General features: G+C 66.7%; 17 protein-coding genes and 1 pseudogene. 8 read left to right on the plus strand and 10 right to left on the minus strand.

The genetic code is table 11. The features are described 5' to 3' along the window. Window positions 1–25: 25 nt before the first annotated feature. The 3 genes and pseudogenes from MBENS4_RS26245 to MBENS4_RS00295 form a co-directional block, all read right to left on the minus strand. Window positions 26–748 (minus strand): acyl-CoA dehydrogenase family protein, encoded by a 723-nt coding sequence (locus MBENS4_RS26245; RefSeq protein WP_242404717.1) that lies wholly within the window; start codon window positions 746–748, stop codon window positions 26–28. 200 nt (window positions 749–948) lie between these two features. After that, window positions 949–1,257: pseudogene (locus MBENS4_RS26250) on the minus strand (acyl-CoA dehydrogenase family protein); the annotation flags it as partial. A 2-nt stretch (window positions 1,258–1,259) separates the two neighbouring features. Further along, on the minus strand, window positions 1,260–2,261 hold the full coding sequence (locus MBENS4_RS00295; RefSeq protein ID WP_039387973.1) for an NAD(P)H-dependent flavin oxidoreductase: 1,002 nt from the start codon (window positions 2,259–2,261) through the stop codon (window positions 1,260–1,262). A gap of 83 nt (window positions 2,262–2,344) precedes the next feature. Here MBENS4_RS00295 and MBENS4_RS00300 point away from each other — a divergent pair, with 83 nt between their 5' ends. Then, window positions 2,345–4,456 carry a 3-hydroxyacyl-CoA dehydrogenase NAD-binding domain-containing protein gene (locus MBENS4_RS00300; RefSeq protein ID WP_052321898.1) on the plus strand — a complete coding sequence of 704 codons (2,112 nt, stop codon included), beginning with the start codon at window positions 2,345–2,347 and terminating at the stop codon, window positions 4,454–4,456. Between the two features lie 14 nt (window positions 4,457–4,470). Beyond that, window positions 4,471–5,628, plus strand: a complete 1,158-nt coding sequence (locus tag MBENS4_RS00305; RefSeq protein WP_039387975.1) for an acyl-CoA dehydrogenase family protein — start codon at window positions 4,471–4,473, stop codon at window positions 5,626–5,628. Window positions 5,629–5,644: 16 nt separating this feature from the next. On the opposite strand, the gene MBENS4_RS00310 is transcribed toward MBENS4_RS00305, so the two are convergent. Further along, window positions 5,645–6,535: a crotonase/enoyl-CoA hydratase family protein gene (locus tag MBENS4_RS00310; RefSeq protein ID WP_039391457.1), complete on the minus strand. Its 891-nt coding sequence runs from the start codon at window positions 6,533–6,535 to the stop codon at window positions 5,645–5,647. A gap of 210 nt (window positions 6,536–6,745) precedes the next feature. On the opposite strand from MBENS4_RS00310, the gene MBENS4_RS00315 reads away from it, so the two are divergent. After that, window positions 6,746–7,921: an acetyl-CoA C-acetyltransferase gene (locus MBENS4_RS00315; RefSeq protein WP_039387977.1), complete on the plus strand. Its 1,176-nt coding sequence runs from the start codon at window positions 6,746–6,748 to the stop codon at window positions 7,919–7,921. Window positions 7,922–7,934: 13 nt separating this feature from the next. Next, window positions 7,935–8,717 carry an SDR family NAD(P)-dependent oxidoreductase gene (locus MBENS4_RS00320; RefSeq protein ID WP_039387978.1) on the plus strand — a complete coding sequence of 261 codons (783 nt, stop codon included), beginning with the start codon at window positions 7,935–7,937 and terminating at the stop codon, window positions 8,715–8,717. A gap of 26 nt (window positions 8,718–8,743) precedes the next feature. Here MBENS4_RS00320 and MBENS4_RS27325 read toward each other — a convergent pair whose 3' ends face one another. From MBENS4_RS27325 to MBENS4_RS00335, 4 genes are all read right to left on the minus strand, one after another. Beyond that, the gene (locus MBENS4_RS27325; protein WP_340140825.1) at window positions 8,744–9,067 is read right to left on the minus strand and encodes an AMP-binding enzyme; all 324 of its coding nucleotides are present in this window, start codon (window positions 9,065–9,067) and stop codon (window positions 8,744–8,746) included. Next, window positions 9,064–10,224: an AMP-binding protein gene (locus MBENS4_RS26260; RefSeq protein WP_340140781.1), complete on the minus strand. Its 1,161-nt coding sequence runs from the start codon at window positions 10,222–10,224 to the stop codon at window positions 9,064–9,066. Before MBENS4_RS26260 ends, MBENS4_RS27325 begins: the two co-directional genes overlap by 4 nt. A 240-nt stretch (window positions 10,225–10,464) precedes the next feature. Continuing rightward, on the minus strand, window positions 10,465–11,121 hold the full coding sequence (locus tag MBENS4_RS00330) for a TetR family transcriptional regulator (RefSeq protein ID WP_039387981.1): 657 nt from the start codon (window positions 11,119–11,121) through the stop codon (window positions 10,465–10,467). A 56-nt stretch (window positions 11,122–11,177) separates the two neighbouring features. Then, complete coding sequence (locus MBENS4_RS00335) at window positions 11,178–11,906, minus strand: helix-turn-helix transcriptional regulator (RefSeq protein ID WP_039387982.1); 729 nt, start codon at window positions 11,904–11,906, stop codon at window positions 11,178–11,180. 109 nt (window positions 11,907–12,015) lie between these two features. On the opposite strand from MBENS4_RS00335, the gene MBENS4_RS00340 reads away from it, so the two are divergent. Continuing rightward, the gene (locus MBENS4_RS00340; RefSeq protein ID WP_039387984.1) at window positions 12,016–14,502 is read left to right on the plus strand and encodes a TonB-dependent receptor; all 2,487 of its coding nucleotides are present in this window, start codon (window positions 12,016–12,018) and stop codon (window positions 14,500–14,502) included. An 11-nt stretch (window positions 14,503–14,513) separates the two neighbouring features. Then, entirely contained in the window at window positions 14,514–15,422 is a 909-nt protein-coding gene (locus tag MBENS4_RS00345; RefSeq protein ID WP_084591897.1) for an oxygenase MpaB family protein, read from the plus strand. A gap of 110 nt (window positions 15,423–15,532) precedes the next feature. Here MBENS4_RS00345 and MBENS4_RS00350 read toward each other — a convergent pair whose 3' ends face one another. Next, a complete protein-coding gene (locus MBENS4_RS00350; RefSeq protein ID WP_039387986.1) occupies window positions 15,533–17,518 on the minus strand; it encodes a hypothetical protein in 1,986 nt (661 codons plus the stop codon). Window positions 17,519–17,698: 180 nt separating this feature from the next. On the opposite strand from MBENS4_RS00350, the gene MBENS4_RS23790 reads away from it, so the two are divergent. Together MBENS4_RS23790 and MBENS4_RS00360 are read left to right on the plus strand one after the other, a co-directional pair. Next, window positions 17,699–18,658, plus strand: coding sequence for an alpha/beta fold hydrolase (locus MBENS4_RS23790; RefSeq protein WP_052321899.1), 960 nt, complete (start codon window positions 17,699–17,701; stop codon window positions 18,656–18,658). A gap of 272 nt (window positions 18,659–18,930) precedes the next feature. Next, on the plus strand, window positions 18,931–19,782 hold the full coding sequence (locus MBENS4_RS00360; protein WP_052321900.1) for a hypothetical protein: 852 nt from the start codon (window positions 18,931–18,933) through the stop codon (window positions 19,780–19,782). An 18-nt stretch (window positions 19,783–19,800) separates the two neighbouring features. On the opposite strand, the gene MBENS4_RS00365 is transcribed toward MBENS4_RS00360, so the two are convergent. After that, a complete protein-coding gene (locus tag MBENS4_RS00365) occupies window positions 19,801–20,646 on the minus strand; it encodes a hypothetical protein (RefSeq protein WP_039387988.1) in 846 nt (281 codons plus the stop codon). Window positions 20,647–20,660: the final 14 nt, after the last annotated feature.

A 20,660-nucleotide genomic window follows, 5' to 3' on the forward strand; every position in this document is an offset into this window, starting at 1 on the left:
CGCCTAGGCCAACGCCCCTCCTCGCTTACAAGCCGACCACGGCCCGCGCGAGGATGTTGCGCTGGATCTCGTTGGACCCGGCGTAGATCGAGGCCGCGCGCTCGTTGAAATAGCGCAGCGGCGCCAGCGCCTGCCATGTTTCGCCTCCCACGTAGCCGTCCTCCGGCACCTCATGGATCGGCGTCGGCCCGCCCGGGCGCACGGCATGGGGCTGATAGGCCAGCGCCCGGGGCCCCGCGGCCTCGAGCGTCAACTGCGTGAGCGCCTGCGCGGTCTCGGTTCCCAGCACCTTCATCATCGAGGATAACGCCCCCACGCTTGCCCCCTCTTGCGCGCCTGACAGCAGGCGCAGTTCCATCGTGCCCAGTACCCGTATGCGCGCGCGCAAGGCCGCAAGACGCCCGGCGAAGTGAGGATCTTCGATCAAGGCGCGCCCGTCGTCTCCCGCCTCCCTGGCTGCAAACCGCGCAAGCTGGGCGGCACGAGCCTCCAGATCGGGCGCATAGGCGCTTCCCCCACGCTCGAATTCGAGAAGGTACTTGGCCACCGACCACCCCTCCCCGACCGTGCCCAGCACCTGGTCGGCCGGAACGCGCACATCGGAGAAGAAGACCTGCGACTGCACTTCCTCGCCCGAAGCCATGAGCATGGGGTGCACCTCGATGCCGGGACTGTCCATCTCCAGCAGGAGGAAGGTGATCCCCTTCTGCGGACGATCCTCGCGCGCGGTGCGCACGAGCGCGAACATCCAGTTGGCCTCGAGCGCATGAGTCGTCCAGTCTTCGATCCATTGAGCACAAAGACATCCCCGTCGGCCCGTGCGGCCATCTGCAGCGAGGCGAGGTCCGAGCCTGCTCCCGGCTCGCTGTACCCCTGGCAGAAGAAGACCTCGCCCGAGAGGATGCGGGGCAGGAACCAGGCTTTCTGCGCCTGCGTCCCGAACCGAACCAGAACGTGGGCGACCATGTGGATGCCCATGGGCGAGAGCGACGGGGCTCCGGCCGCGATGCGCTCGCTCTCGAAGATGTAGCGCTGCGCCGCGCTCCAGTCCTGCCCGCCGTGCTCGACCGGCCAGTGCGGCGCTGCCCAACCCTTTGCATTCAGGATCTTCTGCCAGCGCATACTGGCGTCGTGATCGGGGTAGACGCTCGTTGCCAGGCGCCCCGCGGCGATCAGGTCCTCGTCCAGATTTTCAGCCAGAAAGCTGCGCACCTCCTCGCGGAAAGCCTCTTCGTCTGCGCTCCATTCCAGGTTCATGCTCAGGACACTCCCGCAACGGGTGTAGGCTCGCTCTGGACCATCGCGGCGAGGCGCTGCCCGATCAGATCCTCGGCGTCGGCCACGATACGCTGCACCAGTTCGGCCACGCTCGGCACGTCGTTAATGAGCCCCTGAACGAGCCCCGCGGTCCAGATGCCCCGGTCAAGGTCCCCGCTCTCCAACCCCTCGCGTCCGCGCGCGCCCTTCACCAGGTGCGCGATGTCCTCGAAGGGACGGCCCTGGCCTTCTGCCTCCACGACCTCCTGCGAAATCGCATTGCGCGCGACCCGGGCCGTATTGCGGTAGCTGCGGAAGATGAGCTTGGTCGCACGCTCGTCGTTGGCGACAAGCGCCCGCTTGAAATTGTCATGGATCGGCGCCTCGCGCGTCGCGCAAAAGCGCGTGCCCATGTTGATCCCGTCCGCACCGAGCGCCAGGGCCGCGACAAGCCCACGCCCATCGCCAAAGCCCCCGCTGGCCAGGATCGGCACCGAAAGCCGGTCGGCGGCCGCCGGGATCAGGATCAGGCCCGGAATATCGTCCTCCCCCGGATGCCCGGCGCATTCGAAGCCATCAATGGAGACAGCATCCACACCCATGCGTTCGGCGGACAACGCATGTCGCACCGCGGTGCACTTGTGGATCACCTTGACCCCGTTGGCCTTGAAATGCGCGACGTGCTCCTCGGGCCGGTAGCCCGCGGTCTCGACGATGCGCACGCCCGACTCGATGATTGCCGCGCGGTACTCGGCATAAGGCGGCGGCGTGATCGAGGGCAGGATCGTGAGGTTCACGCCGAAGGGCCTGTCGGTCATCGAACGCGTCCGCGCAATCTCTTTCGCGAGAGCCTCGGGCGTAGGCTGGGTGAGCGCCGTCAGGAACCCCAGAGCCCCGGAATTGGCAACGGCGGCAACGAGTTCGGCCACTCCCACCCACATCATGCCACCCTGCACGATCGGATGCGCGATGCCGAATTCCCGTGTGAAGCGTGTCTGCAACATGCCCAGTGCCCTCCCATCGGCTCTTGTCAAATCTCGCGCCACTGTTATTTATTCAACCAATTAATTCAAGAGGGAGTTGCAGGATGGCAAGCGGTGAGACCTTGGACGCCGTGCGCGAGAGCGCACAAACCATCAACGATGTCACCACGTACGCGTGTGTCGGCACCGTTGCCCTCATCACGCTCGACTCGCCACCGGTGAACGCCCTGGGCAGTGCTGTGCGGCAAGGACTGATGGCGGCCTTTGCCAGAGCGGCGGCCGATCCAGAGGCGCACGCCGTTGTGCTGGCCTGCGCCGGACGCACCTTCATTGCGGGCGCGGACATCCGCGAGTTCGATGCCCCCGACCCCGACGCACCGGACCTTCTCGAAGTCCTCGCCCAGATCGACGCCTGTCCCAAGCCGACCGTGGCCGCGATCCACGGCACCGCGCTGGGCGGTGGGCTCGAGACGGCGCTGTGCTGCCACACCCGCGTTGCCACGCCGTCGGCGAAGGTCGGTCTGCCCGAGGTCGCTCTCGGGCTGCTTCCGGGCGCAGGCGGCACGCAGCGCCTTCCACGCATCGTGGGAGCGCAGACGGCCCTGGAGATGATGGTCTTTGGAAAGCCGGTCATTGCCTCCCGGGCCCACGAAATCGGCCTGATCGACGCCATCATCGAGGGGGACCTGCTCGAAGGCGCCATCGCCTTTGCCGAGAACGCAGCGCAAAGCGGCCCACCGCCAGTCCCCGTGCGCGAACGCAGCGAAGGCCTGTCGCTCCCGCACGATGCCGAACTCTTCGCCCGCTTCCGGGCCGACAACGCCCGCGCCTTCAAAGGCTACCAGGCGCCGGAGAACATCGTGCGCGCTGTAGAAGCGGCGGTCACACTTCCCTTCGAGGCCGGCATGCGCCGCGAGGCCGAACTCTTCCAGGAGCTTTTCACCAGCCGCCAGTCCGCCGCGCTGCGCTACCTGTTCTTCGCCGAGCGCCAGACCGCGCGGGTGCCCGACCTCCCCGCCGACACGCCCAGACGGCCGATTGCGCAGGTCGGGGTAATCGGCGCAGGCACCATGGGACGCGGCATCGCCATGAACTTCCTCAGCGCTGGAATACCTGTCACGCTGGTCGAACAGGATGAGGCCGCGCTCGAACGGGGCGTCGCCGCGATCCGGCGCACCTACGAGATATCGCTCAAGAAGGGCAAGCTCACACAAGCGAAGCTCGACGCCTGCATGGAGCGGCTGCAGTCCACCCTCAACATGGCCGATCTTGGCGAGGCCGACCTCGTCATCGAAGCGGTTTTCGAGAAGCTCGCGCTCAAGCAGGAGATCTTCGCCCGGCTCGATGGCATTGCCCGGCCCGGCGCCATCCTTGCCACCAACACCAGCTTTCTGGATATCAACGCGATTGCCGCGGCGACCTCGCGGCCCGGTGACGTCATCGGCCTCCACTTCTTCTCCCCCGCCAATGTCATGCGCCTCCTGGAGGTGGTGCGCGCCTCGGCGACGAGCCCCGACGTCGTCGCAACTGCGATGGGCCTCGCCCGCACGATTGCCAAGATCCCCGTACTTTCGGGTGTTTGCGATGGCTTTATCGCAAATCGCATGATGACGCCGCGCATGGACGCCGCGCAGGCGCTGATCCTGGAAGGGCCGCTTCCCTGGGAGGTCGATCAGGCCATTGTCGATTACGGCTTCGCGATGGGACCTTTCGCCATGCTCGACCTGGTCGGGCTCGACGTGATCGGGTGGGATCCGGCGACCAGCACCTCCTCCACGGTCACGCAGGTGCTGTGCGAGACCGGCCGCTGGGGCCAGAAACGCCAGGCCGGGTTCTACGACTATGACGAGATGCGCCGCCCCACCCCCTCGCCTGTCACCGAAGCGCTCGTGCGCGAATTCCAGTCCCGCGCCGAAACGCCGCCGCGCCCGTTCTCGGACGAAGAGCTCATAGAGCGCCTGCTGCTGCCGGTCGTCAACGAGGGCGCGCGCGTCCTGGAGGAAGGCATCGCGCTGCGCGCCTCGGACATCGATGTGGCTCTGGTCATGGGCTACGGCTGGCCGCCTGCCACCGGCGGACCGGTGTTCTGGGCCGACACCTTGGGGCTCGGGAACGTCATCGCAGGGCTTGAGGCCATCGGCGAGACACCCGCCCCGCTTCTGCGCCGTCTGGCCGAGGCAGACGCCACGCTCCACACCTGGCCCGAAGCGGCCTGAGGGAGATCGGCAAGATGGCAGAGGCACCCCGGCTCGACACCAGCCGCCGCACGATCTTCGAGAGCGAACACGAGCTCCTGCGCGATCAGGTCCGCAAGTTCTTCGCCAGCCACCTTCTTCCCCACCTCGACCGGTGGGAGGAACAGGGCATCATCGACCGCGCCTTCTGGACGCAGTGCGGCGAGGCGGGCCTGCTGTGCCCGGGCATTCCCGAAGAGCACGGCGGACTTGGCCTCGACTTCCGGGCCAATGCCGTGATCGGGGAAGAGCTGGCCTACGCAGGCTCCTCGGCCGGAATCGTGCTGCAATCGGACGTCACGGCGGACTACATCGCCCACTATGGCTCGCCCGAGCAGAAGGCGACATGGCTTCCCCGGATGATCTCGGGGGATGCGGTGGTCGCCATCGCCATGACCGAGCCGAGCACGGGCTCGGACCTTCAGGCGATCCGCACCAGTGCCCGGCGCGAGGGCGAGGAATTCATTGTCGACGGCGCCAAGACCTACATCACCAACGGCCAGCACGCCGACCTTGTGATCGTGGTCGCCAAGACCGACCCCACGCTCGGCGCCAAGGGCCTCTCGCTGCTGCTGGTCGAGGCGGACCGGGCCGGGTTTGCGCGCGGGCGCAATCTCGATAAGATCGGACAGCATTCCGCCGACACATCCGAACTGTTCTTCGAGGGCGTGCGGGTTCCGGCCAGCAATGTCATCGGCCAGGAAGGGCGCGGCTTTGCCTACCTTGTCCAGCAACTTCCCCAGGAGCGCCTGACCATTGCCGTGGGCGCGCAAGCGAGCGCCCAGCGCGCCTTCGACGAGGCACTTTCCTTCACCCGTGAGCGCAAGGCCTTCGGCAAGGCCATCCTCGATTTTCAGGCCACCCGCTTTGCCCTTGCCGAAATGGCGAGCGAGCTACAGGTGGGCTGGGCCCATCTCGACTGGGCGATTGCCCGGCACGTGGCAGGCGAACTGACCGTGGAGGAAGCCGCCGCGGCCAAGCTCTTCCACTCCGAACTCCAGAACCGCGTGTGCGACCGTGCGCTGCAACTCCATGGCGGGGCAGGCTACATGAACGAGTACGCGATCGCCCGCCTCTGGCGCGACGCGCGGGTCTCGCGCATCTACGGGGGTACAAGCGAGATCATGAAGGAAGTGATCGGCCGCGCACTCTGAGCGGCCGATGACCTGCTCAGGTGTAGCGCGGATCCTCCCACCAAGGGAAGAAGTCGGGCATGTCCCGCGACACCCGATCCGGGAACCGCGCGGGGCGCTTTTCCAGAAAGGCCCCGACACCCTCGTGGGCATCGCCGCTGCGCCCCCGGGCAAGAACCCCGCGGCTGTCGACGCGGTGCGCCTCCATCGGGTGCGCCATCCCCAGTCCCCGCCACATCATCTGCCGCGTGAGTGCCACCGAGACCGGCGCACTCGCCTCGATATAGGATCGCGCGCGCGCCTGCGCGCGCTCCAGCAGGTTTTCGCGCGGGACGACTTCGCTCAGCAGCCCGGCCGCCAGGGCTTCATCTGCCGGGACCAGGCGCCCGCTCATCGTCCAGTCAAGCGCCGCCGAAATCCCGACAATGCGCGGCAGAAACCAGGACGAGGCCGCCTCGGGCACGATTCCCCGGCGTGCAAAGACGAAGCCGATACGCGCCTCCTCGCAGGCGAGGCGCACGTCCATGGGCAGAAGCATTGTCGCCCCGATCCCGACGGCCGCGCCGTTCACCGCGCCGATCACGGGCTTCAGGCATTCGAACATGCGCAGCGTCAGCCGTCCGCCGTAGTCACGCGCGGCCTCACAGGCATAGTCGATCGAACGGTCCGCGCGGACCGGCGAATCGGCACTGCCCGCCCCTTCGAACGCCTTGGTACCCATTTCCAGGTCCGCCCCCGCACAGAAAGCGCGCTCGCCCGAGCCGGTGACGATCACCGCGCCGATCTCGTCATCGCGGTCGACCCGGTCGAAGGCGTGGATCAGCTCCTCCATCATTCGGATCGTGTAGGCGTTGAGTTTGTCCGGGCGGTTCAAGGTGATCGTCGCCACCCGGGCGTGAACCGCAAGATCGATCTGCTCGTAAGCCATTGCCGTGCGTGCCATGGCACTCCTCTCCTCATGTCAGTGCGGCCACTCCGTGTGCCCCCTGGCAGGCCAGGGAAAGGGCCGGAACGCCTCCCATCGCGTCTGCCGCCAACGCTACCTCCACAAAATTCATTGTTCAATTAATTAAATTCGATGGTACGATGTCGCCGCGTCGGAATGAGACCGGCCAAGACTATCCGGGAGAGGGGAACAATGCCTGCCGAAACCGCCTATATCGTCGACGCGGTACGCACCGCCGGAGGACGCCGCAAAGGAAAGCTCGCCGATTGGCATCCCGCCGACATGGCCGGAGCCACGCTCGATGCGCTGGTCGCACGAACCGGCATGGACCCTCAGGGGATCGAGGACGTCATCATGGGCTGCGTGACGCAAGGGGGAGAGCAGTCCATGCATGTCGGACGCAACGCGGTGCTGGCCTCCGCGCTGCCCGAAACAGTGCCCGCCGTCACCATCGACCGCCAGTGCGGCAGCAGCCAGCAGGCCTTGCACTTCGCCGCGCAGGCCGTGCTTTCGGGTACGCAGGACGTGGTCATCGCCGCTGGGGTCGAATCGATGACCCGCGTCCCCATGGGCGCGACGATGTCGCTCTTTGCCCAAGCGGGCCTGGGCATTCCCAAGTCGCTCCGCCAGGAGGAGCGCTACCCCGGCATCGTCTTCAGCCAGTTCAGCGGCGCGGAAGCGATGGCCCGCAAGCACGGGTTCTCCAGGGACGACCTCGATGCCTTCGCGCTCGAAAGCCACCGCAAGGCCAGTGCCGCCACCAAGGCCGGGCACTTCGAGGCCGAGATCGTGCCCCTTCCCATCGACACCCCCGAAGGTCCCGACCTCCACCAGCATGACGAAGGCATCCGCTTCGATGCCACGCTGGAATCGATCCAATCGGTCAAGCTGCTCGCCCCCGACGGGGTCATCAGCGCGGCCAACGCCAGCCAGATCTGCGATGGCGCCTCGGCCGCGCTTATCGTCTCGGAGCGCGCGCTCAAGACCTTCGGCCTTACCCCGCTTGCGCGCATCCACAGCCTGACGGTCACCGCCGGCGACCCGGTGATCATGCTCGAGGAGCCGCTGTTTGCAACCGACCGCGCACTCGAAAGGGCCGGGCTCACACTTGCGGACATCGACCTTTTTGAGGTGAACGAGGCCTTCGCCTCGGTCCCGCTCGCCTGGCTGCGCCATACCGGCGCCGATCCGGCAAAGCTCAATGTCCATGGCGGGGCAATCGCGCTTGGCCACCCCCTTGGGGCGAGCGGGACGAAGCTCATGGCAACGCTCGTCCACGCACTGGGCACCCATGGCAAGCGCTATGGCCTCCAGACCATGTGCGAGGGCGGTGGCATTGCCAATGTCACCATCATCGAGCGCCTCTGAAGAGGAGATCCCCATGAAGATCGATACGTCAACCAGCGCGGTCATCACCGGCGGCGCTTCGGGCCTTGGCGAAGCGAGCGCGCGGGCCCTCGCCGCTCGCGGCGTGAAAGTGGCCATCTTCGACCTCCAGGACGACAAGGGCGAGGCGCTGGCCCGCGAACTTGGCGGCACCTTCTGCCGGGTCGACGTGACCCGCGAGGACGAGATCGCCGCAGGCTTCGCCGCCGCGCGGACCGCCCACGGGCAGGAACGGATCCTCATCACCTGCGCGGGCACGGGAAGCGCCTTCAAGACCGCCTCCCGCTCGCGCACGGACGGGTCGATCAGCCATTTCCCGCTCGACGTCTTCCAGAAGACCCTCGCGATCAACCTCGTCGGCACCTTTGCCTGCATCGCCATGAGCGCCTCGGGAATGCTCACGCTCGATCCGCTGGAGGAAGGTGAGCGCGGGGTGATCATCACCACCGCCTCGGTCGCCGCCGAGGATGGCCAGGTCGGCCAGGCCGCCTATTCGGCCTCGAAGGCGGGGATCGTGGGCATGACCCTGCCGATTGCCCGCGACCTCATGGGCGAAGGCATCCGCGTCAACACGATCCTGCCCGGCCTGTTCGATACGCCACTGATGAATGCTGCGCCCGCCCAGGTTCTGGACGCGCTCGCAGCCTCGGTCCCCTTCCCCCGGCGCCTGGGCGATCCGGCTGAATTCGCCGCGCTCGCGCTGTGCATGGTGGAGACGACCTACTTCAACGCGGCGGCCGTGCGGCTCGATGGCGCTATCCGCATGCCGCCGCGCTGAAGTGGGTAAACGGCGCGAACGCCGCGTCAGTTGACGCCGCGTTCGCGCCCTTCCCAGTAAGGATCGCGCAGCTTGCGGCGCATGACCTTGCCCGAAGGCGTGCGCGGCAGGCTGTCCACGAAGTCGACCGATTTGGGAACCTTGTGCCCACCGATCCGCGTGCGCGCGAAGGCAAGAACGTCGGCTTCCTGCGCCTCTGCCCCCGGCTTCAGCACCACCACCGCCTTGACCGCCTCGCCCCACCGCGCGTCGGGAACGCCGATGACGGCGACTTCGGCAATCGCCGGGTGGCCGTAGATCGCGTTCTCGACCTCGGCCGGATAGACGTTCTCGGCCCCGGTACAGATCATGTCCTTGAAGCGGTCGCAGATATAGAGATAGCCGTCCTCGTCGAGATAGCCCGCATCGCCGGTCTTGAGCCAGCCCTCGCCGTCGAGGACCTGCGCCGTCTTGTCCGCCGCATGCCAGTATCCCAGCATGTTGGCGACCGAGCGGGTTTCCACTTCGCCCACCTCGCGCACGCCGAGCGCGCTGCGCGTGGAGGGATCGACGATGCGCAGTTCCACGCCCGGCATCGGCAGGCCCGCCGCGCGCATACGCTCGTTCCCGGCCGGTCATGGTCCTCGGGCGGCAAGTAGACCACGGTCCCGCAGGTCTCGGTCATGCCATATTGCTGCACGAACTCGCAGGCAAAGACCTCGGTCGCCTCGCGCAGAAGATCGAGTGCGATGGGACTGGCGCCGTACAGCATCGTACGCAGCTGCGGGAAAGTCCGCTCGCGGATGCCGGGACGGGTCAACAGGATCTGGATCGCGGTCGGCACGAGGAAGGTCTTGCTCACTCCCTCCCCGGCCAGCGCCGCGAGGAAGGCATCGGGGACGAACTCGGCGTGGATGAGGGTCGTCGCGCCATTGAAGAAGCCGACGATTGCCCAGCCCACCCCGCCGATGTGGCCAAGCGGCAGCGCGACAAGGTTGACGTCCCCCTCATCCCATTCGTTCCAGCGCATGCCCACGCGCATCGCATCGCGCCGCCCGGAGAGGATATTGGCATGGCTGAGCACCACGCCCTTGGGCTCGCCGGTCGTGCCCGAGGTGTAGAGCTGGAGCGCCGCGCTCGCCGGATCCACCTCGGGCAAGGCGCCTGTGGGTCGTGCTTGCCTGCGCCAGTCGTCGAACAGGCGGCACGAACTGCCTGGTGCCATCGCGATGCAGCCGCCTGGCCCACCATAGGCTGCGAAGCTGTCGAGATGGGAAAACTGGTCCGCCTCGAGGAACAGCAGCCGCGGCGCGCAATGCGCCAGGATCGCTTCGGCTTCGGGAACGGCCAGACGCCACTGCAGCGGCACCAGGACAGCGCCAAGGCGCGCGGCTCCGAACAGGAGCTCGAAGAAGCGGTCGCTGCCCTTGCCGATGAAGGCCACCCTGTCCCCGGGGTTCACGCCCTCGGCGGACAGCGCATGGGCAACCTCGCTCGCGCGTCGGTCCAGCGCGCGCCAGGACGTCATCCGCGCGCCGAAGCGCATGGCCGCTTTGTCGGGGCGGCCTTGCGCGAAATAGGATATCTCCCAGCCGCGGCATGCGCTCGAAGTCGATGGCCTGCGCCTTTCCGGCAGGTACACCGCCTCGGTGAGTTCGGACGTCTCCCATCGTCGTTCCCCTGTCCCGTTATCGTTTTGGACGTTCTTTTCTATCGACTCTCCATGAAATTAATTACTCAATTAAAAAAACGTCATGCAAGGCCGATGTCAGACCATCACGCTTTCCAGAAGGATACCAGCGACATGCTCGCTGTAGCGGCAGCGCAGGTCGTCATCGATATCCTCGACACCAAAGGCGAACTTGAGCGAATGGCGCGCATTGAACAGGTGGTCGCACGAGCCGATCACCGAGAAATAGAACATCATCGGGTCGATCGGACGGAACAGCCCCTCGCGCTCGCCCTGTTCGAGAATGCGGCGCTGCGCATCGGCCAGGGTCAGGGTAAAGCGCTCGGCAATGAACCGCGCAGCCTCCGAATCGCTTTCGAGCGAGAGCGCGGCCACGAGCCGGTTCATGTAAGGATAGCGCCAATAGGTCTTGATGACGCCAAAGACATGGTGGCGCAGCTTCTGGTCGGCGGGCATGTCCGCGCTCACCAGCGCCTCCAGGTTGCCGAACGTCCCGCCCGCATCGCGTTCGAGCAGCGCCATGAATAGGCCCGCCTTGCTGCCGAAATGGTAGCGGATCAGCGCCGCGTTGAGCCCCGAATGTTCGGCGATGTCGGCAAAGGTCACGTCGGCTGAATTGCGCTCGACCATGAGGCTGCTCGTGGCATCGAGCAACATGTCTGCCGTCGAGGCCTTCGCGCCCTTCTTGCGCCGTCCGGGCGAGCGCTTCCTCGCACCTGCTTCACCAACTGCCACTCATACCTCCCTTGCGCCTGCCCCTGCAGGCCGATGTCGGACAGGGCTACCTCGCGTCATAGCCGCGTGGACACGTAGCCCAGTTCAATGGCCCGCTGCGCCGTACGCAGCCGACCGGTCTCTTCCAGCTTCGCGCTGGCCTTCTTCATGTGAAACCGCACGGTGGGCGTCGCGAGACCGAGGATGGTTGCAATTTCACTGTCGGTCTTCCCCGCCGCCACCAGCTTGAGGCACTGCACCTCGCGCCGGGTGAGCGCGCACAGGTCGATCTCGGGCGCGCCATGCGCGAGGGTGTCGCAGGCCGAGATGAAGCGCGCGGCCAGCCCGTGGAGATGAAGGGCATGCGCCTCGAACACGGGGCGCACATCCACCCCTTCCCCGTCGCTCGCCCAGACCACCGCGCCCAGCGTGCTGCGCGGCAGACGTACCGGCGCGATGATCGCGCTGCGCACGGCGTAGTTCACACTGCGCCCCAGTTCTTCAAGACGGGGCGTCACCTTGACCGGGCGCCAGCTGCCCACGGCACCGTCCATGTAGTAGAAGGGCTCCCCCAGGTTGCGGATCAGCGCCACCATGGCGTTGCGCAGCGCCAGATCGCCCTTCTTCCAGTATCCGGCCGCGGGGCGGGTGAAATCGAACAGGCGCGCAACCGGTTCGCCGTGCTCGTCCAGCGTGGGCCGCGCCGAACTGATATCGGCACAAGTTGCGACGAGCGGCAGCCCGAGGGAGCGCCCTTCCTCGCGCAATTGAAGCGCCAGTTGTGCCAGTTCGCTGTTACCCGCCATACCCCTATCAGATCCGATAGCTTCCACTTCGGAGTACAGAATGTAATTATGCAAGTAAACAAAATAAGGCCAAGCCCAAAAAAGGGGTGGCAGGAGAGGGGAACGAGAGATGCGCAGAACAGCACTGGCCAGCAGCACGGCGTGGATGGCGATCGGAGCCGCCTTCCTGCCCCTTCAGGCCGCCCAGGCTCAGGACGAAGCCGCACGACCGACAAGGGCCGAGCCCAGCATGCCGGAAATCATCGTCACCGCCCAGCGCAAAAGCGAGAGCATCTACGAGGTCCCGCTGGCTGTGCAGGCGCTAGGGCAGGACACGCTGGAAGACCTGCGCATCGACGACGTCACTTCGCTGGCGACGGCGGTCCCGGGCCTGAGCGTTGCACCGGCCTATTCGGGCGTCCCCATCTTCACCCTGCGCGGCATCGGCTTCAACACGGTCAATATCACCGCGACCTCGACAGTCGGCATCTACCAGGACGAACTCGCCTACCCCTACCCCTCGATGGCCGGAGGTCCGATCTTCGACCTCGAACGCGTCGAGGTGCTCAAGGGCCCCCAAGGCACGCTGTATGGACGCAACACGACCGCGGGCCTGATCGACTTCATCACCGCCAAGCCGCTCCTGGGCACGACCTCGGGCCGCGTTCAGGCCGAGTTCGGCAACTACCAGACCTACAATCTGGAGGGCATGCTCAACCTGCCGCTCGGCGATATCGCGGCGCTGCGCGTTTCAGGTCGCTGGGAGAACAGCGACAAGGGCTGGCAGGTGGACCAGCTGCGTAGAGATCGCCTTGGCGAGAAGGACCGCCTGGCGGGCCGCGCCTCGCTGCTCATCGAGCCGGGGGACGACTTCTCGGCCTTTCTTTCCGTCTCGGGCTGGCGCGACCGTTCGGACACGCAGGCCGGTCAGGCGATCAGCCTCAACCTCACCAACCGGCTTTCGCTGGCTGCCCCTTCGTTCGGGCCGGGCGATGCCAACGTGCCGGGCCTGCTCGACTACCTCGACACCTACCAGCCCACGAAGGCCAGCCAGGCCGGGTTCAACACCAACCAGCAGCTTTCGCAGACGTTGGGCCTTGCGCCGGGCATCGGTGCGCCCCGGGCCGACAGCGACTTCATCTCGGCCCAGCTGCGGCTGACCTGGAGCCCCAACGACCGCCTCAGCTTCATCTCGATCTCGGGCTACAACGACTTCTCGCGAAATGACGTGGTCGATTTTTCGGGCGCCCCCTACGAGATCATTGCCACGCGCTACGACGCCGGGATCAAGTCGTTCCAGCAGGAGTTTCGCGCCGAGATCGACGGGGATGGCTTCGACATCACCCTCGGCGGGTACTACGCGCACGACAAGATGCACGAGAGCACGGTCTTCCTGATCGGGGAGAACTCCTCGGTGCGCTACCTGCGCCTCGCCACGCTTGGGCTCATGGCCGACCCTGTGGCCAATGCGATCTTCAACACCTCGGGCTACACGCCTGCGGACGTCGCCAATGCGTTCCGGGCCGGCGGAGGCGGCGCGCGCTCGAAGGCAGAGACGATGAGCGCCTTCATGAACGGCGAAGTCGAACTGACCTCGCAGCTCACGATGTCGGGGGGCATGCGCGTGGGGATCGACAAGACCGAGCTCAACGGGTGTTCCATCGACGTCAACGGCAACTACCTGCCCATCGTCAACACGGCCGCGCGCGCGATCATCTTCCAGACCTATGGAGTCATCGCCCCCGAGGTCGTCAAGAACGGCTGCACGACCTACGATCCGGCCACCAACACCGACCACGAGGTCTATTCACGTCTCAACGAGAGCAATTTCTCCGGCCGCCTTGCGCTGCAGTACGAGCCCAATGCCGACACCCTGCTCTTCGCCTCGGTCGCGCGCGGGATCAAGTCGGGCAACATCCCCATCGTCCCGGCCAACCGTGCGGTGCAGTTCACGCCGGCGACGCAGGAGAAACTCACCGCTTACGAGATCGGCGCACGCCTGGGCTTCTGGGGCCACCGCGCGCAGGTCAATGTGACGGGCTTCTACTACGACTACACCGACAAGCAGTTCAGCTCCTACGTGCCCGATCCCACCTTCGGCGCGCTGCAGAGGCTGGTGAACATTCCCAAGTCGCGCACCTGGGGCATCGACGGCGAGATCGTGCTCCAGCCGATCAACGAACTGACCCTGACCTGGAACGCGACCTACCTCGACACCAAGGTCAAGAATTACACCGGCGCCAACGCGGCCGGGATCCCGACCGACTTCAGCGGGGCGAACTTTTCCTTTGCGCCCAAGTTCTCGACCAGCGGAACCGCGCTCGTGGTCGTGCCGGTGTCGACCAACTTCGATTTCCGCGCCAGCCTCAACGCCAGCTACCAGTCGAAAACCCATTCCGACTTCGGCGAGGATCCGCTCTTCGCGATCAAGGACTATTTCCTGCTGAACGGCAGCATCGGCGTGCAGAGCGCGGACGGAAACTGGGGGCTCTCGCTCTGGGCGCGCAACCTTACCAACACCTATTACTGGACCAGCGTGGTCGACAACCAGAACCTCAACGTGCGCTTCGCAGGCATGCCGCGCACGTATGGCCTTACCCTGTCCTACGGCTTCTGAAGGAGACACAGATGGCCCTCACGCAGACAGCTTCCGCTTCCACTGCCGATGCGCCCCCCGGCGCGAAGCCCGTGTCCCGTCCGGCCATCGACTTTGCCAAGCCGGCGGGGGCACCGGCCTGGTACGAACCGGACTCAGTGGCCTGGCAGGTCTACAAGAACCCGGTCTCGCTGTTCATCGGGGGGATCACGGCGGTCCTCCTGGAACTGGGCGAGCCCAGGGTGCGCGAAGGGGTCTGGGGCCATTCGATCTTCCCCAAGGACCCAATCACGCGCCTTCGCCGCACCGGGCTTGCCACTCATGTCAGCGTCTATGCGCCGCGCGAGGTCGCCAGCAAGCTGATCGGCGGGGTCGTGCGCATGCACGAGAAGGTGCGCGGCACCACGCCCGACGGGGAGCCCTACCACGCCAACGACCCGGTCCTGCTCGACTGGGTCCAGGCCACCGTCGGCTATGGCTTCATGGAGGCCTATGCGAAATGGTGCCGCCCGCTCAGCGACGCGCAGCGTGACCGCTTCTACGCCGAGAGCAAGCCCATTGCAGGGCTGTTCGGGGCGACCGGCGCCCCGCTCAGCCTCACCGCGCAGAAGGCCTGCTTCGAGGACATGCGTCCCCGGATCGTCGCCCATTCGATCGTCTTTGAATTCCTCTCGATCATGGAGCGCACGCCCGCCGTGCCCACGCCCTTGCGTCCGTTCCAGCGCATGATGATCCGCGCCGCGATCGCGACGCTGCCGGAATGGACGCAGCGGCAATTGGGCCTCACCGACAGGCACTTCCGACTGGCCGGTTGGGAGCGCCGGGTGATCCGCGCGCTCGGCGCCCTGTTCGAGAGGGTCCCCTTGCGCAAGGCTCCCCCGGCACAGGCCTGCCTGCGCCTCGGCCTGCCCGCAAACTGGCTCTATCGGCGCCGAGCCTGACGCAGCGGTTCGGGCCTAGCGCTCTTCCCCCTGACGGCGGACATGCTCGGCGACGGCGCGGATGTGGTCACGACTGAGGCCCGAGGCCATTTCCTGCATCTTGCCCGTGGTCATGGCCGTGACGATGCGCTCCAGCGGATAGCTCGCCAGCGTCTTGACTGAGGCGCGCCCGAACTCGCCGCGCTGTGGCAGCTTGCACAGCGCGCGCCGTAGACGGCCTTGCCCACGCTGGCATCCGATCCCGCCTTGACCTCGCGCACCGGGGCGTCGGCGAACCGGGGTGTCGTGGCCGTGCGCCGGCCGAAGGCCTGCAATCGGTCGGTCCCCACGATCACCATGCCATCGACCACGGCCGGTTCGTTGTACTTGCCCGAGGTGTAGAGCGCGTTGCCACTGTTCCACAGAGGCGTCAGTGTCGAGGCATCGAAGGCGTGAAGCCGGGCCCCGGGCGCATCGGGCTGGTAGATGTCGACGCTGCGCGGGACATTGGTGTCGAGCACCCAGACCACGCCGCCCCTGCCCTCGTAGCTCGAAACGATGGGCGCGCCCGGGTTCTGCAAGGTCACCGTCATCTCGCTGGCATCGACACGCAGGAACGGCGCCTTGCCCCCCTCGGCCACAACGCGGGCGCGCACGAGGCTGGGCGGTACGTTGGTGCCAAAGTCCGCCCCCTCCTTGGCGCTTCCGGCGTAGTAGAGATAATGCGCCCCTTGCGCAGTGCGAAAGTGGGCAAGAACACTGCGGCTCTTGGCCGAATTGCCCATGCCGATGCTGTCCGAATAGGGGCCGAAGATCAGCGTGGGCCCGCGCGATCCGAATGCGGGCTGGTCTTCGGGCGCCAGCAGCGAAGGATCGGAGGCCGGGTCCTCGCTGCAGGCCGGACGGCGCGTGGTGCCCCCCGGCATATGGTCGCGATCAAGAAGGAAGGCGAGCCCCTGTTTGGCCGCGCCCAGCCCCAGCAGGCGGTGCGAAGTTGCACGCCCGGGCTCCAGATCGAAGGCCACCGCCCCACTGCTGGCGATGTCGATGTCCGAGGCCGCCGTCTGGCAGTAGTTGAAGGGCGAGAAGGTTCCGGCAAGGACCAGCCCCTTGTCCGCCGTATCACGGAACTGGAGGATCGACTGGCCCCAGGCGTGCTCGACGTCCGGGTAGACCCCGGCAATGCCGCCCTTGTTGAGCGCGTTGAGCACGCTCGCCCCCGAGGCGATGTAGATGCGCCCTTCCGGGTCGATGGCCGGTCCCGAGGCACCCCACATTCCGCCCTGCTCCATCGTTTCACTCGGCATCGAGGAGAAGGCACTGGAAATCGCCGGTTGCACGCGGCCGCCGCTTTCGCGCGCCGTATCTACCGAGACGAGGAATCCCTGCATATCCGGCCCGAAAGCGACGTAGAGCTTGCTTGCGTCCGCGCTCAGCGCCAGCGCGCCGCGCTGAAAATAGATCTGCCCTGCCACGAAATGCGAGGTGCCATTGCGGTTTACATCATCGGTCACTGTTTGCGCGCTGACCTCCAGCGGCCAGCCGGGCAGTTCCTCGCCGGTACGCAGATCGAGCGCGTGGATGTCCCATATCCAGTCGCCACGGCAGCTGGTCACGTAGAGGCGCCCGGCCTCCCTATCGATGACAGGGGTGGCTAGGTTGCCCATCTGGCCATCCTGGCATGGACTCTCTGTCAGACGGCGCTTCCACAGGATGGCTCCGGCCTCAACGTCCGCCTGGCTCCCGGCGTGGATGGCATAGGCATAGCCCGTGCTCGTGACTGCGTAGGCGAGCGCGAGGCGCTTTCCGGCAAACGCGCCCTCGGTGAAATCCAGATCGCCGATGTAGAGTGGCGAGGCAAAGAGGCGCGCGGGCTTTTCGCCAAAACCATCAAGCTGCGGCGACTGCCAGACCTGGCCAAAGTCGGCTGCCGTGACGCTCTGGGGATCGAGAGCCGGTTCGCGGTCGGTCCAGCCCTCGCGTCCGGGCGAAACGTGATAGGTGAGCTTCTCGGCCGCGCCCGAGGGGGCCTTCTGCGCGCCCGCATTCGCCATCGCGACACCAGCCAGGGCCAGGAACCCAGCCCCCAGCATCGCTTTGCTCACCGTCCGTGCCATTTTGCTTCCCCTGCCTGCCGTGCGCCGTGTTCGCGCAGCCTAGGATAGATGCGCCGGAGCGAAGCCCGACGCTTGCCACTTCTCGGCACGCGGATAGGCACCATGCGGCGGCTCGACCCGGCGTCCACCTGTGGGGAGCCTGCCCGTCCATCCCGCACACCGCACGAGGAAATGCCCGCCATGGTCACGCGTCGAACACTGAACCGTCTCATCGGCGGCGCCTGTGCCCTGGCCTCGACAGGAGGGTTCACCACACGCGCCATGGCCAATTCCGCTTCCGACATCGCCTTCGCTCCGCCTCCGCCCGACATCTGGGACAGCCATGGCTGGGTACGCCGCGCCGGTGGCCGGCTGCACTATGCAACGCTCGGCGCGCCCGATGACCAGCCCCCGGTCGTACTCCTCCACAAGCTGGGGGGCTGGGTCGCCGACTGGCGCGGGGTTGCGCCAGCGCTTGCCAGGGACCGCATGGTCATAGCCATCGACCTGCCCGGACACGGCGCCTCGACCTGGGACGGAGCGCCGCCCGAGGTCCAGAGCGTACACGAAACCGCGATGCTTGTGCGCGGCGCACTGGAGGAGCTGGGACGCACGATGGGGTTTGCCAAGGTCCACCTTGCCGGAACCTCGCTCGGCGGATGCGTGGCTGTTGCGCTCGCCGCGCTGTGCCCGCAGATGGTGGAGCGCCTTGCCCTTCCCTCCTGCGTTCTGGGCGCCGCGCGCACTTGGGACGAGGTCATGGAGAAGGAAGCCGGACAGGCCGGAATGTTCACCCCCGAAGGCGATCCCCTCCCCTGCCCCGCCGCGCTGTCGAGGGCGGTTTTCCACCTCGACGATGCGCCGCGCATTGCCGCCGAACAGAACACCAGCCGCCGCATCGCCGGACGCTGGATCCGCCCCCAGGAGCGCGGTGTCGCCCTCACGGATTTTCCCACCCTCATGCGCCAGGTCGAGGCCCCGACGCTGCTTCTCTATGGCGAACGCGACAGCTTCTTCCTGATCTATCGTGAAGAGGCCGAAGCCCAGCTTCGCGACGTGCGCTCGGTCATCCTGCCCGACGCCAGCGGCTTTCCCGTGCAGGACCAGCCCGACGCCACCGGCGCCGCGCTTGCCGCCTTTCTTGCAGGCAGGGCGGACTGACGCGCGCCCCCCTCCTGCCTTCCCCGCACGGCACGGAACGCGCTGCGCGACGCCTTGTCTTGGCAAGAGGCGACTGTATTGCAAAGACTTGCCATGAAGCGGTGCCGCCGTCTGGTGCGTGCGCATCGCGCCCAAAGCCTGCCAATTGCGGGATCACCCCGAGTTGGACTTGGGAGAAACCCCGATGAGCCATCCCGTCCCCTGACGCTAGAGTGCCCCTTCACCGCAGGGCGTGCGGCAAGGGCGCAATCGGGCGCCGGGAGGACGATGAGATGGATCACAACGTGCAGCCAGGGGCCCGCCGCGCCCGACGTGCCACAGCGCTCGCAGGCGCTGTGCTGACCTCGGCGCTGTGGCAGGTGCCAGCCCAGGCCCAGACGCTGGCCGACGATTACTGGATCAACCTCCAGGCCTATTACCCCAAGGTCGACACCAAGGTGCGGGCCACCGCCAACACGCAGAGCGCCATCGGCACCGACATCGACATGGAGCGCGACCTCGCGCTCGACCGTAACGAGGTCGTTCCCGCCGTCTCGCTCGGCTCGCGCCTGGGCAAGGTGATCGTGGGCGCCGACTTCTTCCGCCTGGAACGCAGCGGCGAGATCGGGATCGCGCGCGACATCGTCTTCGACGGCACCACCTACCCCGCGTCGGCCAGCATCGGCAGCAGCTTCGAGAGCGACGTCTACCGCTTCACGGTGGGCTATGCCTTCGTCCAGAAGCCCGATCTGGAGATCGGCGCGGCCCTGGGCCTCCACGCAACGGACTTTCGCATCTCGCTGTCGGGCGAGGCGGCGATCGGAAACGATGCCGTGCAGGCGACGACCCGGGTCAAGAAGGTCTTCGCCCCTCTGCCCACGGTCGGCCTGTTCGGCACCTGGCAGGTAGCCCCGCGCCTGGAGGCAAACGGCCGGGTGGATTACCTCTCGCTCAAGATCAAGGACTACGACGGCAAGCTCGTCAACGTGCAGGCCGGGCTCAACTACCGCGTTCTCGACAACCTCGCGCTGGGGGTGGCCTACCGCTACGTGGACTACCGTCTGGGTATCGAGAAGGACGCCTGGAGCGGGCGCGTGCGCTACAAGATGAACGGCCCCGCGCTCGTCCTCCAGGCCTCGTTCTGAACCGAACGGGACGAAAGCTCAGGGCCGCTCCATGAGCTTGAGGAGCGGCACGCAGACCACGCCCGAGACGATCGCAGCCAGCGCAATCGCCGCAGGTGCCTGGGCCGCGTGCGGAAAGCTGTGCGTTGCGATGGCAATGGCCGCGCCCGGGTGGCGCGAGGCGGCCGCCAACGCCAGCGCCTTGCGGTTGCCCACCTCCTTGCCGCCCAGCAGGTAGCCCGCGAGCACGCCTGCCACGACCGCCAGCGCCAGAACCAGCAGCGTGCCCTGCCCGATAACGTGCGAAATCGCCGGGATCAGCCCCGCGGATAGTCCCACCACGCCCAGCAGCAGCAGAATGGTCCCTGCCCGGCTCGCCTTGCCCCCGACCTTGTCGACATGGGGGCCCAGCAAGGGCCTCGCGATGAGGCCCAGCACCAGCGGGATCAGGACCGTCACGAGCAAGGGCGCAGCCACGCTCATCGGGGTCAGGCTATGCGCATGGGCCTTGAGCAGCGCGGCGGCGACCGGCATGCCCCAGGGGGCAATCAGGATCGAGGCGAAGGTCGCCATGACGAGGAGCCCGGTCGCATAGCCGGCACTCGCCCCCATCTTGAGCTGCTTGGCGGGCAGGATCGGCGGGAGGGGCGAGAAGGCGATGGCGACAAGCGCGACCTTCACGTCCGGCGAAATGTCGAGCCACCCCGCCAGGACGATGGCAACGGCAGGGACGACAAGGTACATGGCGGCCAGCGCGCCCAGCCCCTCGCGCCAGTGCGCCACCATGTAGCCCAGGTCCGCGACGCGGGCCCGCAGCGCCAGCGCGAAGACCATCAGCATGATGCTGGAAGCCAGCGCCAGCTTGAGCACGAACAGGAAGCTCATCGCGTTCCCCTACT

This window comes from Novosphingobium sp. MBES04, from assembly GCF_000813185.1.
GTDB lineage: Bacteria > Pseudomonadota > Alphaproteobacteria > Sphingomonadales > Sphingomonadaceae > Novosphingobium > Novosphingobium decolorationis.

Excerpts from the sequence above, each read along its gene's own strand:
- MBENS4_RS26245 (WP_242404717.1), bottom strand. The coding sequence starts at position 748 with ATGTTCGCGCTCGTGCGCACCGCGCGCGAGGATCGTCCGCAGAAGGGG.
- MBENS4_RS00295 (WP_039387973.1), bottom strand. The coding sequence starts at position 2,261 with ATGTTGCAGACACGCTTCACACGGGAATTCGGCATCGCGCATCCGATC.
- MBENS4_RS00300 (WP_052321898.1), top strand. The coding sequence starts at position 2,345 with ATGGCAAGCGGTGAGACCTTGGACGCCGTGCGCGAGAGCGCACAAACC.
- MBENS4_RS00305 (WP_039387975.1), top strand. The coding sequence starts at position 4,471 with ATGGCAGAGGCACCCCGGCTCGACACCAGCCGCCGCACGATCTTCGAG.
- MBENS4_RS00310 (WP_039391457.1), bottom strand. The coding sequence starts at position 6,535 with ATGGCTTACGAGCAGATCGATCTTGCGGTTCACGCCCGGGTGGCGACG.
- MBENS4_RS00315 (WP_039387977.1), top strand. The coding sequence starts at position 6,746 with ATGCCTGCCGAAACCGCCTATATCGTCGACGCGGTACGCACCGCCGGA.
- MBENS4_RS00320 (WP_039387978.1), top strand. The coding sequence starts at position 7,935 with ATGAAGATCGATACGTCAACCAGCGCGGTCATCACCGGCGGCGCTTCG.
- MBENS4_RS27325 (WP_340140825.1), bottom strand. The coding sequence starts at position 9,067 with ATGATCTGTACCGGGGCCGAGAACGTCTATCCGGCCGAGGTCGAGAAC.
- MBENS4_RS26260 (WP_340140781.1), bottom strand. The coding sequence starts at position 10,224 with ATGACGTCCTGGCGCGCGCTGGACCGACGCGCGAGCGAGGTTGCCCAT.
- MBENS4_RS00335 (WP_039387982.1), bottom strand. The coding sequence starts at position 11,906 with ATGGCGGGTAACAGCGAACTGGCACAACTGGCGCTTCAATTGCGCGAG.
- MBENS4_RS00340 (WP_039387984.1), top strand. The coding sequence starts at position 12,016 with ATGCGCAGAACAGCACTGGCCAGCAGCACGGCGTGGATGGCGATCGGA.
- MBENS4_RS00345 (WP_084591897.1), top strand. The coding sequence starts at position 14,514 with ATGGCCCTCACGCAGACAGCTTCCGCTTCCACTGCCGATGCGCCCCCC.
- MBENS4_RS00350 (WP_039387986.1), bottom strand. The coding sequence starts at position 17,518 with ATGGCACGGACGGTGAGCAAAGCGATGCTGGGGGCTGGGTTCCTGGCC.
- MBENS4_RS23790 (WP_052321899.1), top strand. The coding sequence starts at position 17,699 with ATGGTCACGCGTCGAACACTGAACCGTCTCATCGGCGGCGCCTGTGCC.
- MBENS4_RS00360 (WP_052321900.1), top strand. The coding sequence starts at position 18,931 with ATGGATCACAACGTGCAGCCAGGGGCCCGCCGCGCCCGACGTGCCACA.
- MBENS4_RS00365 (WP_039387988.1), bottom strand. The coding sequence starts at position 20,646 with ATGAGCTTCCTGTTCGTGCTCAAGCTGGCGCTGGCTTCCAGCATCATG.